This window comes from Desulfatibacillum alkenivorans DSM 16219 (assembly GCF_900142135.1).
GTDB lineage: Bacteria > Desulfobacterota > Desulfobacteria > Desulfobacterales > Desulfatibacillaceae > Desulfatibacillum > Desulfatibacillum alkenivorans.
In genome coordinates, this window is the sequence record NZ_FQZU01000006.1 from 201,786 (window position 1) to 213,997 (window position 12,212).

A 12,212-nucleotide genomic window follows, 5' to 3' on the forward strand; every position below is an offset into this window, starting at 1 on the left:
CAATTCATTCAATCGGAAACAAGAGCGAAGTTCTTGATTTGTTTTTTTTCAGGCGAAAAAAAACGCCGAAAAACGATGAAAACGCCTCGCACAAGGCGGACGGCGCCGGGTTTGAGTAAAGCTATTCTTGTGCTGCGGGCTTGTCTCTCCCAAACAAGGGGAGCGCCGAGGCGAGCAGCCACACGACGTTTGCGGAAACCCCCCAGGCCGCAGGCAGAGACAAGGGCATGCCGATGCTTTGAAAAACAGGGCGGGTGTAATACCATACGCCGTATTGCACGCACACGAACTCCCCGAAAAAGCCTCCTGCAGCCACTGCGACATACAACCAGATGTTTATCGGCTTGCGGGAAAAAGCCAGCACCAGCAGGAAAAAGCCCAACAGAATCCAGGCGACTATGTTGTTAAGATAATAGGACGTAAACGCCACATGCCCGATTATGAGGATTCCCCATAACACAAGAAAACCGATGCGCAAGGCTTTGGACTTTTTGTCCAGAACATCCAGGATGTATACGCTGATTTCCCACAGGTTGGTAACCAGAATGGGCCATATAAAGGGGATCCACAAGGGCAGATAAAAAGCCGTAGGGTGCTTATACACCCACATATTCGCCCTGCAGCAAAGGAATTCCCCGAAGGTTCCCAGAATTATGGCGTAGATGGCCAGGGATGTCTTGAACCGGCTGAACCGGTAAGCGATGGTGAGGGCGAACAAGGCGCCGGAAACAAGGGCCAGCAAGACGTTATGGGGAAAAAGCCGGCAAATGAAAAACAAGGTGAAGGCCGGAATGGAAAACGGGATCAGGCACCGGGCGGCAAACTCTTTCAATTCCCCCTCCAGGGTTGAAGAATAAGATCCGGGAAGGCGAAGCGCCCCCCATATCACTATACGACTAACTCCACAACAGCCCGGCGTCCAGGACCGGACCGTCCATGCAGGCGTGCAGATGCTTGACCTGGCCTTCCTTTTTAGGAAGGGCGCAACCCAGGCAGGCGCCCATCCCGCAGGCCATGGCGGCTTCCACGGAAACCTGGCAGGGGGTATTATGCTCCCTGGCCATGGCGGCGACCGCCTTGAGCATGGGCATGGGGCCGCAGGTGAAAATTTGCCTGGCCGAATCTCCCTCCAAGGCCTTGTCCAGCAGGGCCGTGACCAAGCCCTTGGCGCCAAGGCCGCCGTCTTCGGTGGCTGCCTGCACTTCCAGGCCGATCTGCTCGAACACGTCCCGGCATAACACGTCGTTGGCCGTCCTGGCGCCCAACAGCACCTTGCATGAAACCGGGCTGAACTCCTGGGCCAGATACCTGGCCAAAAACACCATGGGGGCCGCACCAATGCCTCCGGCGACAAGCAGGCACTCCTCCGTGTCCGTATTCAACGAGAATCCCTTGCCCAAAGGCCCCAGCACCTGCACCGTCTCTCCGGGCGCTTTCCGGGATAGAATCCGGGTGCCTTCCCCGATCACGACAAACAGGATGCTCAGAATCCATTTGCCGTCGGCTCCTTCTTTCACGTCATGAACGCAAAAGGGCCTGCGCAGCAAAGGCTGGATGGAGTCGCCGGGGCTGACCATCACAAACTGGCCGGGCGCCGAGGCGCAGGCGATGTCATTGGCGGCCAGTTCCATGCGAAAATATCCAGGCTGGATTTCCTTGTTTTCCAGGACCAGGGCGGTTGTGTCGAATAATTTCAAGGCGTGCTCTCCCGTAAAGTAAAATTAACCCCTTAAGATTAGCAGAACCCGGTTTGTAAGTCGATACTCTTTTACGCGGGCTTGAGGCCTATGACTCCGGCGAAGCGGCCCGCGGCGCGACTCGCCCTGTACGAGAAAAAATGCTCCGGCGTGCACTTGGTGCAGATGTTTGCGCAGTCGATGTTTTGACTTTCCAGGCCCGCCGCCGTCAACTGGTCGCGGGTGAGGGCCCAGAAGTCAAAATGGTCCTTTTCGTCCTTGTACTTCCAGAAATTTTCGGGAATTTCCGTCCGATAATGGATGAACTCTGCGCAGCAGGCGCCTAAAGACGGGCCGATGGCGGCGACCATGCCGGCCGGGTTGCATCCAAAAGCCCGGACCATGGCGTCCACGGCGTGAGCCGCAATATTCTGCAGGCTGCCCCGCCACCCGCTATGGACCGCGCCCACCGCCTTTTTTTCGGGATCGTAAAGCAATATGGGCTGGCAGTCGGCCACGGCGACGGCGCAAAACACGCCGGGCAGGTTGGTGACTATGGCGTCGGCCTCCAGGTTCGTCTGCCAAAGCGGGTCCGGGCTTTTATCCGGCGCCGAGTCCAGGACGACCACCTCCTTGCCGTGCACCTGCTTGACGAAAGCCAGGCGATCGGCGCCCATGGCCTTGGCGATGGCCAGCCTGTTTTCCCTCACCAGGTCCGGGTCGTCGTTGACCGCCGTTCCGATGTTCAGGGAGGCCAATTCCCCCTGGCTGACCCCTCCGTGCCTGGAAAAAAACCCGTGGCCTATCTCGTTAAAGCGGCTCAACCCCGGCGTGCGCACCAGTAGGGTTCCGTTATTTCCCGGTTCCAGCATGGCCCTACCCCTGGTCCAATATTTTTTGGATGATGTTGGTGGTGGAGGCGCCTTCCGCCAGATCCACCCTCACGACTTTGCCTCCTGCCTCTTTGACCTCCTTGGCGCCGATGATCTGGTCTTCGGGCCAGTCCGCGCCCTTGACCAAAACCTGGGGCATGACGGCCAGGATGAGGTTCAGCGGGTCCGGCTCGTCAAACAGGGATATAAAATCAATGGATTCCAGGGCGGCCAAAACCTCGGCGCGCTCCGCCTCGGGAACAATGGGCCGCTTGGGGCCTTTGATCTCCCGCACGGAGCGGTCGGAATTCAGGCCCAGAACCAGAACGTCGCCCTGGCTTTTGGCCTCGGCCAGATACCGCACATGGCCCACGTGGAGGATGTCAAAGCATCCGTTGGTGAAAACCACGGTTTGGTTTCCCGCCTTGGCTTTTTCAACGGCTTGCATCAGTTCATTTTTCGGTAATATTTTTGAGATCATAAGCCTCCGGAATTCGATGCTCCAGGCAGGGAATGCTGGTGCGAAAGTCCTTCACTTCTTCCAGATTAAGGGAGGCCGTCAGCAAGGTCTCCCCGCCTCCGGCGCTGGATATAACCTCGCCCCACGGGGAGATGACGGCGGATCGGCCTCCGTAAACAAGCCCCGGGTCCTTGCCGCACCGGTTGCAGGCGATGACAAAGACCTGGTTTTCCACGGCCCGGGCTTGCAGCAGCACTTCCCAATGCCTGATTCTTACGGCCGGCCATTGGGCGGAGACGATCAGCACGATGGCCCCGGCCAGAACCAGAGCCCGGCTTTGCTCGGGAAAACGCAGGTCAAAGCAGGTGAGCAGGCCGGTTTTTCCCCAGGGAGCGGCCGCCAGCACGGACCGGGCGCCCGGCTCAAACTCGCCTTCGCCCGCCGGGGTGAACCGGTGCACCTTGCGGTATTCAGCCTGCACGGCTCCTTTTTCGTTGATGTAATAATGGGTGTTGTACACCCCTTCGGGAGTCAGCTCCGGCATGGTCCCGGAGACGGCCATGTTTAGTTTCTCCGCCAGGCTGCACAGCTCGTCCAGGACGGCGGGCGTTTGCGCGGCGTGCTCCTTTAACGCGGAATAGTCAAACCCGCAGGACCACATTTCAGGCAGTACGGCCAGGTTGACGCCCTGATCCGCCAGGTCCTGGATCGCCCGCCTGGCATGGTCGATGTTTGCCCGGGGATTTCCCAGCTTGACGTCGAATTGAACAAGGCCGGCTTTAGGTTTCTGCACCATTTTTCCTTTTTAAATAGAATTAACGCACAACCACCGCCAGGGTGAGGACGTCCACTTTTTTTGCGCCGGCTTTTAAAAGCGCTTTGGCGCACTCGTTGGCCGTGGCGCCGGTGGTGAAAACATCGTCCACCAAAAGCACGTTTTTGCCGCGGACCAAATCCGGCCTGACCACGGCGAATGCGCCCCGAATGTTCTTGGCGCGCTCCTTGGCTTTGAGCCCGGCCTGGGTTTGGGTCCAGCGCACCCGGGCGAGAGCCCTGGCTTCCACGGGCGGAAACTGACCATTATTCCTTCCCCAATGTTTTACCAGAACAAGGGCCTGGTTGAAACCCCTTTGCCGCAACCTTTTCTTATGCAGAGGAACCGGGACGGCCAGATCCGCGCATCCGGGGCCGTAATGATCCATATAGGCTTGCTCCAGCATGCCGCCCATGGGCGGGGCCAGGGCCGTCTTTTGATTGTACTTCAGGCGATGGATGGCGGTGCGCAAGGGGCCGTCATAGACGCCGGCGGCCCGGGCCATGTTAAATCGGTTTTTCTTTTCCAGGCAGCCGCCGCACAAATGGTCCGGCCCTTCGGGGGAGACAAAGGGCATGCCGCATTTCAGGCATAAGGGGGAGACCGCGGGGGCGTAATCCATCAGACAATCCGGGCACAGGAATTTGGGGAAGGGGGAGGGCGGAGCCTCGGGGATGAACTCCCCGCACGCCGCGCATTTGGGCGGATACAGGGCGTCCAGAAAGGCGTTTTTCAAAATGTTGACGGATGCAGTCAGCATGGCTTCGCCGCCGGAAGGGTTTACCCCGGCTACCAGACCAAGGGCGCCAGGCGCTTTTTATTGCTGCAAAACTCCTTGTAGCCGGTCAAATCGGCTAAGGCCGCTTCCTCCACGCGAATCCGGGAGACGAGGGCGGCGATCAACAAGCACAGAAAAACCAGGGCGGGAAGGGTTCCGAAAAAAAGAACCACGCCAATATGGGCCAGGATCATGCCCGAATAGGCCGGATGGCGCACCCACCTGTAAGGGCCGGTTCGGATGATTTGATGTTCGCTTCGAATGCGCACCCGGTGGGAGTAAAAGGCCCCCAACTCCCGGACCGCCCATTGGCGGAACAAGACCCCGGAGGCGAAAACCAGCAGGCCAAGAAACATCCACGGGGAAATCCCTTGCCGGGGCGCGGAAAAGCCCAGCGCCGTCAGAATGACTCCGCCCTGGGAGAAAGCGTACCATTCCAGGGTTCCTTTGTCTTTTTCCGTTTTGCCGGCCTTTTTATCGCGCACGGACGTCCCTGCCTCCACGATCAGCCACAGGATGTATGCCGCGGACATAAGAACGCCGAGACTGAGGGCCGGGCCGCTCCAATGGCGGTATTTTAAAAAGGAGAAAAAGCAAATGCCCAGGATTAACGCGGCGGACATTATCAAGGGGGAAAGGCCTTGCAGGTCATGTTTCATGACAGCCTCTTAGGGAGCGCTATGGGGCGGTTAGGGGCGGTCCAGGGCTTCGCGCAAGGCCAGGGCGAGATCGCGAATCACAATGGGTTTGTTCATCGTGACTTTTATGCCCACGCTGTCGAGGATATGGCCGGTGGTTCTTTCGCTGAACCCCGTGCACAGCACCACAGGCAGATCGGGCCGGATTTCCTTGCATTTTTGCGCAAGCTGGACGCCCGTCAATCCCGGCATGGTCAGGTCGGTGAACAAGGCGTCGTAAGCATTGGGATCGGCTTTGAACAAGGCCAGGGCGTCGGTGGATCTGGTGGCGCATTCAGCCGTGTATCCGAGCCGCTCCAGCATGCTTTCCACCATGGTTACCATCATTTCCTCGTCGTCAACCACCAGGATGCTTTCATTTCCGTGGGGGATGGCGTCCAGGGGCTCCAAATCCACCTCAGGCTCGGCGGATTGCATGACGGGCAGCAGGACATGGAATGAAGAGCCCTTGCCGGGCTCCGAATAGACTTTAACGGCGCCGTTGATGCTGGTGACGATGCCGTGCACCACGGAAAGGCCGAGCCCGGTTCCTTCCTCTTTGGCTTTGGTGGTGAAATAAGGCTCGAAAATCCGCTCCATGGTTTCCCGCTCCATGCCTCTGCCCGTATCGCTGATAGCCAGGCGCAGGTGCGTACCCTCCATAAGATTGGGGAACAGGGACAGATCCGGCGAGTGCACTTCCATCTCCCGCAGGCTGATATCCAGGGAGCCGCCCCGATCCTGCATGGCATGGAGCGAGTTGGTGCAGAGATTCATGATGATCTGGTGAATCTGCGTGGGGTCGGCCAGGACCGGGCCGCATTTTTCGTCAATCATCTGGCTGATGTTGATGGTGGACGGAAAGGAGGAGCGGATGAGTTTGATGGACTCCTTGATAATGCTTTGGATGCGCACCGGGCCCATTTCGTGCTCGGCGCCGCGGCTGAAGGTCAGGATTTGCTTGACCAGGTCCCTGGCGCGGTAGCTTGCCTTGAGAATGGCCTCCAGGCCGTCATGGGGCCTTTGTTCGCTGATGGCCTCGTCCAGCTCCATTTCCGTGTAGCCGATGATGGGCGCCAGGATGTTGTTAAAGTCGTGGGCGATGCCGCCGGCCAGGGCGCCCATGGCTTCCATTTTTTGGGATTGCCTGAGCCTCAATTCCAGGGCTTTGGTCTCTTCCCGGCCCCGTTTGTCCCGGATATGGTTCCACAAGGCCTGGGCGAAAAGGGTCAACTGGCGAACGTCGGATTCGTCGTAGGGCTCTTCCTTGTTGGCCACCCCCACGATGGCTATCATGGCTGCCCGGTCGAAAATGGGAACGCTCATGTGCCTGCGGATGGGAATGTGGCCCTCCGGATAGCCCTTTTTTAAAGGATGGCCAGGGTAGTCGTTGTGGATCTGGGGAGCGCCGGTCCTGATGCAGTCGGCCCATATGCCCGCCTCATGCAGGGCATATTTACTGTCCCGGGGGGCTTTGCACTGATCTCTGACCGCCTTGGACCACGTAAAAAGCTCGATATTGACCTGATCCTGGTTCACAAAGTGGAAGTAGCCCCCTTCGCTTTCCGTGAGGAGCACGGCGTCTTCCAGGATCTTCTGGATGATTTCCTGTTCCGAGGAGTTCTCGAGGGTTTTCAGGTCTGACAGGGAAAGCAGGGCTTCCAGGCGGGCTTCATCCAACTCCAGTTTTTTTTCGGAAGCGCGCCTGCGAGAGATGTCCGTGAGAAAGCCGGGAAAGCATTCAACGCCTTCCCGGGTTTTGTCTTTAACTGCGGAAAAGGAAACTTCCAGAAGCGAGCCGCGCTTGCTTTGGAACTCCAGTTCAACGTCGGAGACAAACCCTTCGGTTTGCAGCGCCGGAAGTACTTCCTTCACCGCATGTATACGGGATTCGGGGCTGAGAAAATCAAGCAAAGGGCGCCCCAGGACTTCGGCCCTGGAAAGATTCAGATTAACAAGCCAATAGTCATTGACGCTGATGATGTTCCCCTGAACGTCCAGGGCCTGCATCATTACCGGAGTTTTGTTGTAAAGCGTTTCAAACACGGCGCCATCATCCTGTGCACGGCCTTTCCCCCCGGATCCATCCAGGCGATTGGGGGATATTTCAACCCTGGCCCGCTTCATGGCTTCTCCACCCTTTAACAAGTATTCCGCACTTTGACAGGCTGTTGTTCAAGGCGACGGTAAAATGACCGAATACGGAAATAAATCAAAAAACAAGAAAAATGACTTGGGAAAACAGCATGCCCTTTTGGGTGCAATGCTATGGCCGCCTTTCCGCCTGGGCTTAACCGGCGGCCAAGGGCGGAATTCCGTTTTCCCATGGGTTTTACCTGAATCGGTGTTAAAAGGCTTTTAATACCGATAACGATAATCTTGTAATAGGAATTTCTTTTTTTTTCAAGAAAGTTATTGGCTTGAGGGTGTGAGTCTCGTCACACATCAAAGTACTGGTGCGGGGTATGGCGATTGCGTGTACGATTGCAGAAACGCCGGTCAACAGGGGGCGTTTCCTAAAATATCGATCTTTTTACATGAGTAAATATGACAAAAAGCGTTATATTTGAAGGGAGGGGAAGGGGCGCCGTAAAAAAACATGGGCCTGGCATAATGCCAGGCCCATATCTGCAAAATTATGATAAATTTTCCGCCAGCGCCTTGGCGAATTCGGAGCATTTCACCTCGGTCGCCCCGGGCATCTGCCGGGCCAGGTCGTAGGTGACCCGCTTTTGGCCGATGGTTTTCGCCAGGGCTTTGTGCAAGGCCTGGGCGGCCTCCTCCCATCCCAGGTAGGTCAGCATCATGGCGCCGGAGAGAATCAGGGAGCCGGGGTTGACCTTATCCAGGTTGGCGTATTTGGGCGCGGTTCCGTGTGTGGCCTCGAACACGGCGCAGCCGTCGCCGATGTTGGCGCCGGGGGCCATGCCCAATCCCCCGACCTGGGCGGCCAGGGCGTCGGAGATGTAGTCGCCGTTCAGGTTGGGCGTGGCGATGACGTCGAATTCGTCGGGCCGGAGGAGGACTTGCTGGAAGAGCATGTCGGCGATGCGGTCCTTGATGACCACCTTGCCCTGGGGGCGTTTTCCGTCAAAGTCGTCCCAAAGCTCCTGTTCGGTGATGGTTTGGTCGGCGAAGCGTTCCTTGGCGGCCTCGTAGCCCCATTTGGCGAAGGCGCCTTCGGTGAACTTCATGATGTTGCCTTTGTGCATGAGGGTGACGGAGGCGCGATCATTGGCGATGGCGTATTCAATGGCCATGGCCACCAGCCTTTTGGTGTTTTGGGCGCTGATGGGCTTGATGCCTATGCCGGCTTTTTCCGGGACTTTGGAGCCGAACTCCTTGGTCAGAAAGGCCGCCAGCTTGTCGGCTTCCTCGGTTCCGGACTCAAACTCAATGCCTGCGTAAAGGTCTTCGGTGTTTTCCCTGAAAATCACCATGTCCACCTTCTCGGGCTCCCGCACCGGGCTTGGCATGGGCGGGATGTACCTTGTGGGGCGCACGCAGGCGTAGAGATCCAGCAACTGGCGGATGGCCACGTTGACGCTGCGGATGCCGCCGCCCACGGGGGTGGTGAGGGGGCCTTTGATGGCCGCCGTGTGCTCCCGGATGGAGTCCAGGGTTTCCTGGGGCAGCCACTCGCCGGTCAGGTTAAAGGCCTTTTCTCCAGCCAGGATTTCCTTCCAGATAATCTGCTTTTCGCCCTTGTAAGCGTATTTGACTGCAGCGTCCAGGGCCAGTTGGGTCGCCGCCCAGATGTCCGGACCGGTCCCGTCCCCTTCTATAAAAGGAATGATCGGGTCGTTAGGCACGTTCAACGTTCCGTCGTCCGAAACCGTGATTTTCGTTCCTTGCATTGTCATTTTTATTTACCCTTTCGACTTGACTGACATTCTGCGTTGGCGCATGACCTCGTACATGGAAAGCGCGCCTGCAACTGAAGCGTTCAACGACCCCAAGGGGCCTGCTTGGGGAATGGAGACCAGTTGGTCGCATTCCTTTCTTACCAGGGGCCGGAGCCCCTTGCCCTCGTTCCCGACGACAACGGCGGCGGGACCGGTCAGGTCCGCCTCCCAGACCGTGCCGGAGGCCCGGGCGTCCAGGCCGAAAAACCATACTCCCTGGTCCTTGAGGTATTGCATGGATCGGACCAGATTGACGACCCTGGCCACGGGCATGTGCTCCAGGGCTCCGGCGGAGGCTTTGGAGACCGCCGGGCTTAAGGGAGACGAGCGCTTGTCCGGCATGATCACGCCGTGGACTCCCGCGCACAAGGCGGTGCGCATTAACGCTCCGCAGTTTTGCGGGTCGTTTATTTCATCCAGCAGCAAAAAGAACAGGGGCTGTTCGCCGCCCGCCTTTTTAACAAGCGACTCCAGGGCTATGGGTTTAAAAAGGCTGACCCTGGCCGCCACTCCCTGGCCGCCTCTGTCCTGGCCTTTAAAAAAGGATTGATCCGGGGTTTTCACCTCAATGCCGCGCTCCCGGGCCAGGGAGAGGATTTCCTCCTTGCCTTCGCCGGTGCGGGATTCCGACACGTAAACCGCCAGGAACTGCCTTTTTCCCGCCAAAAGGGCCTCGCGCACCGGGTGCATGCCGTATAAAAGCTCCGTTTTCATGAGCGCCGCTCCGCCTCCGGGCAAGGGGGAGGCGCGCCGTATTGCAGCACCACGCCTTCCAGTTCGTTGATGGCCGTTTCCAGGTCGTCGTTCACCAGTATATGCTTATAAAGGCTCCGTTTTTTCATTTCGCCCTTGGCGTTTTCCAGGCGTTTGGCGATCACTTCCGGGGCATCGGTTCCCCGGCTTGAAAGCCGCTGCTCCAAAACCTCCATGGATGGCGCCATGATAAACAGGGTGACGGCCTGGGGAAAGCGTTTGAGGATTTTTTCCGTGCCCTGGACGTCGATGTCCAGGAGCACGAAGCATCCCCGGTCCAGGCAGCGGGCGATAAAACGGGCGCTGGTGCCGTAATAATTGCCATGGACTTCGGCCCACTCGGCCCAGCGCTCCTCTTCAATGCCCTGGAGGAAATCCTCCTTGGACGTGAAATTGTAATCCACGCCGTCCTTTTCCCCCTGCCGGGGCGGGCGGGTGGTATGGGACACCGAATAGGCCAGGTTGGGCTGTCTTGCGCACAGGGCCTCCCTGAGGGTGGTCTTGCCCGCTCCGGAGGGGGCGGACATAATAAATAGTCTGCCCCGGCTATTCGGGCTCATTTTGCGTTCCTTCCTCTTTCTTGTCCCTGACCGCAGCGTAGCGCTGGGCCAGGGTGTCGGCCTGAATGGCGGACAGAATCACGTGGTTGGAGTCCATGACCAGGATGGCCCGGGTTTTTCTGCCGCATGTGGCGTCCACCAGCCTGCCCGCTTTTTTCGCCTCGTCCTTCAGCCTCTTCATGGGCGAGGTGTTGGGCGTGACGATGGCCACCACCCGGTGCGCCGCCACCCGGTTGCCGAAGCCGATGTTCAGCATGGGGTCGGGCCTCAGCCCGGTCAGGTACTGGCGTTTGTTTTCAAAATCCCGTTCGGCCTTTTCCCGCCCGGCCTTTTCCCGCTCCGCCTTCTTTTCCATAAATCCCCCCGGGCCTTATTCCACGTTCTGGACCTGCTCCCGAATTTTTTCCACCTCCGCCTTGGCGGCCACAACCACGTGGGACAGCCCCGCATCCGAGGATTTGGAGCCCATGGTGGAGAACTCCCTGTGCAGTTCCTGCGCCAGGAAGTTAAGAGACCGTCCGGGAGGCTCCTCCTGGTCCAGGATGTCCCTGAACTGGGCGATATGGCTTCGGGCGCGGACGATTTCCTCGGTAATGTCCGATTTATCCGCCAGGAAAGCGGCTTCCTGGGCCAGACGGGCCGGATCCAGATCGGCGGCGCCTTCCAAAAGGGCGGCCAGGCGCTCCTTGAGCTTCTCCAAATGAACCTCGGGCTGGCTCGCCGCCATGCTGGAAACGGACTCAAGGGATTCCTCCAGCTTTTTCAGACGGCCCAAGAAATCTTCATGCAAGGCTTCGCCTTCGGTCTCCCGCATGGAGGACAGGGCGTCCAGGGCCTGGCTCAACGCCTGTTCCAGCAGGCTCCAGTCCGATTCCAGGTCCGGCTTGACCGAGGAGGCGTTGATGACCCCGTTCAGACGAATGATGCTGTCAATGGGGATGGGGTCGGACAGGCCCAGGGCTTCGTGGACCTCCTTGACGGCCTCGTAGTAATTTCGGGCCAGGGCCGCGTCGGCCTCGTAAACCTGGGACGATCCTCCCTGGCTGCGGACTTCCACGGTCACGTCCACCCGGCCGCGGCTAAGGGCCTGGCGGATGCGGTTTTTGATTTTTTCCTCCAGGGCGATCCAGGGCCTGGGCATGCGCACGGCGATCTCACAAAACCGGTGGTTCACGGACCGGATTTCCACGGAAATGGTTTTGTCGTCGCCTTGCGCTTCCCCTCTCGCAAACGCGGTCATGCTGTGTATCACGTCAAGACTCCTGTCTGTGGTGTTTTTATATCAAGCGCCGGGTCTATACGGCATCCCGGCTAAAATTATTTATTATACCGTGTTGTCCGGCCGGCGTAAAGGAGCAACACAAGGCCCAAAATCCGCGATTGGATTTGCCGGAGGGGTGGTTTGAACATTTCAGGGCGTTTCAGCCCTTGTTTTAGGAGTCCGGCGGACTCATCGCCCCCTCCAGGATGGCCAGGGAAGAATCCTCAACCTGCTTTCTAAGGAAAAGGCCGCACCCCTCCCTCAGACCTTTGCCAAGTCTTTTTTCCGCAAACCATTGAACGCAGCTTTTGTCATCCATGACAAAACTCATAACTTCGATGTCGTATCTCACGCATCACTCCATAGCCGCCGCGCCGCACCTTCAGAATAACCTCCCGTGCGTGCCTGACGACCTTGCCCGCCAATCCATACAAACGCCACCGCACCGTTTGCACC

15 protein-coding genes are annotated in these 12,212 nt (G+C 58.3%); 1 reads left to right on the plus strand and 14 read right to left on the minus strand.

The window, feature by feature from the left end:
* Positions 1–121: 121 nt before the first annotated feature.
* The 8 genes from BUE18_RS07705 to BUE18_RS07740 all read right to left on the minus strand — a co-directional run bounded on the left by BUE18_RS07705 (position 122) and on the right by BUE18_RS07740 (position 7,323).
* The gene (locus BUE18_RS07705) at positions 122–832 is read right to left on the minus strand and encodes a hypothetical protein (RefSeq protein WP_073474554.1); all 711 of its coding nucleotides are present in this window, start codon (positions 830–832) and stop codon (positions 122–124) included.
* 64 nt (positions 833–896) lie between these two features.
* Positions 897–1,697, minus strand: a complete 801-nt coding sequence (locus BUE18_RS07710; protein ID WP_083610847.1) for a dihydroorotate dehydrogenase electron transfer subunit — start codon at positions 1,695–1,697, stop codon at positions 897–899.
* Between the two features lie 71 nt (positions 1,698–1,768).
* The gene (pgeF, locus tag BUE18_RS07715) at positions 1,769–2,548 is read right to left on the minus strand and encodes a peptidoglycan editing factor PgeF (protein ID WP_073474556.1); all 780 of its coding nucleotides are present in this window, start codon (positions 2,546–2,548) and stop codon (positions 1,769–1,771) included.
* Between the two features lie 4 nt (positions 2,549–2,552).
* Positions 2,553–3,029, minus strand: coding sequence for a D-glycero-beta-D-manno-heptose 1-phosphate adenylyltransferase (gene rfaE2, locus BUE18_RS07720; RefSeq protein ID WP_073474558.1), 477 nt, complete (start codon positions 3,027–3,029; stop codon positions 2,553–2,555).
* Positions 3,001–3,804: a carbon-nitrogen family hydrolase gene (locus BUE18_RS07725; RefSeq protein WP_073474560.1), complete on the minus strand. Its 804-nt coding sequence runs from the start codon at positions 3,802–3,804 to the stop codon at positions 3,001–3,003. Before BUE18_RS07725 ends, rfaE2 begins: the two co-directional genes overlap by 29 nt.
* 19 nt (positions 3,805–3,823) lie before the next feature.
* Positions 3,824–4,582, minus strand: coding sequence for a ComF family protein (locus tag BUE18_RS07730; protein WP_073474562.1), 759 nt, complete (start codon positions 4,580–4,582; stop codon positions 3,824–3,826).
* A 29-nt stretch (positions 4,583–4,611) separates the two neighbouring features.
* On the minus strand, positions 4,612–5,259 hold the full coding sequence (locus BUE18_RS07735; RefSeq protein WP_083610848.1) for a methyltransferase family protein: 648 nt from the start codon (positions 5,257–5,259) through the stop codon (positions 4,612–4,614).
* Between the two features lie 30 nt (positions 5,260–5,289).
* Positions 5,290–7,323: a PAS domain-containing sensor histidine kinase gene (locus BUE18_RS07740; protein WP_170868295.1), complete on the minus strand. Its 2,034-nt coding sequence runs from the start codon at positions 7,321–7,323 to the stop codon at positions 5,290–5,292.
* Between the two features lie 145 nt (positions 7,324–7,468).
* Between BUE18_RS07740 and BUE18_RS27870 the strand changes: the two genes are divergently transcribed.
* Positions 7,469–7,639 carry a hypothetical protein gene (locus tag BUE18_RS27870; protein WP_170868296.1) on the plus strand — a complete coding sequence of 57 codons (171 nt, stop codon included), beginning with the start codon at positions 7,469–7,471 and terminating at the stop codon, positions 7,637–7,639.
* Positions 7,640–7,913: 274 nt separating this feature from the next.
* Here the strand turns inward: BUE18_RS27870 and icd are convergent, their stop codons facing one another.
* The 6 genes from icd to BUE18_RS07770 all read right to left on the minus strand — a co-directional run bounded on the left by icd (position 7,914) and on the right by BUE18_RS07770 (position 12,108).
* Positions 7,914–9,140 (minus strand): isocitrate dehydrogenase (NADP(+)), encoded by a 1,227-nt coding sequence (icd, locus tag BUE18_RS07745; protein ID WP_073474566.1) that lies wholly within the window; start codon positions 9,138–9,140, stop codon positions 7,914–7,916.
* A 6-nt stretch (positions 9,141–9,146) separates the two neighbouring features.
* The gene (gene rlmB / locus BUE18_RS07750) at positions 9,147–9,896 is read right to left on the minus strand and encodes a 23S rRNA (guanosine(2251)-2'-O)-methyltransferase RlmB (protein WP_073474568.1); all 750 of its coding nucleotides are present in this window, start codon (positions 9,894–9,896) and stop codon (positions 9,147–9,149) included.
* Positions 9,893–10,495 (minus strand): guanylate kinase, encoded by a 603-nt coding sequence (gmk, locus tag BUE18_RS07755; protein ID WP_073474570.1) that lies wholly within the window; start codon positions 10,493–10,495, stop codon positions 9,893–9,895. The genes rlmB and gmk overlap by 4 nt, the downstream gene beginning before the upstream one ends.
* On the minus strand, positions 10,482–10,850 hold the full coding sequence (locus BUE18_RS07760; protein ID WP_425290463.1) for a DUF370 domain-containing protein: 369 nt from the start codon (positions 10,848–10,850) through the stop codon (positions 10,482–10,484). The genes gmk and BUE18_RS07760 overlap by 14 nt, the downstream gene beginning before the upstream one ends.
* A 15-nt stretch (positions 10,851–10,865) precedes the next feature.
* Positions 10,866–11,747, minus strand: a complete 882-nt coding sequence (locus BUE18_RS07765; RefSeq protein ID WP_073474572.1) for a YicC/YloC family endoribonuclease — start codon at positions 11,745–11,747, stop codon at positions 10,866–10,868.
* Positions 11,748–11,928: 181 nt separating this feature from the next.
* Complete coding sequence (locus BUE18_RS07770) at positions 11,929–12,108, minus strand: hypothetical protein (RefSeq protein ID WP_073474574.1); 180 nt, start codon at positions 12,106–12,108, stop codon at positions 11,929–11,931.
* Between the last annotated feature and the right edge of the window lie 104 nt (positions 12,109–12,212).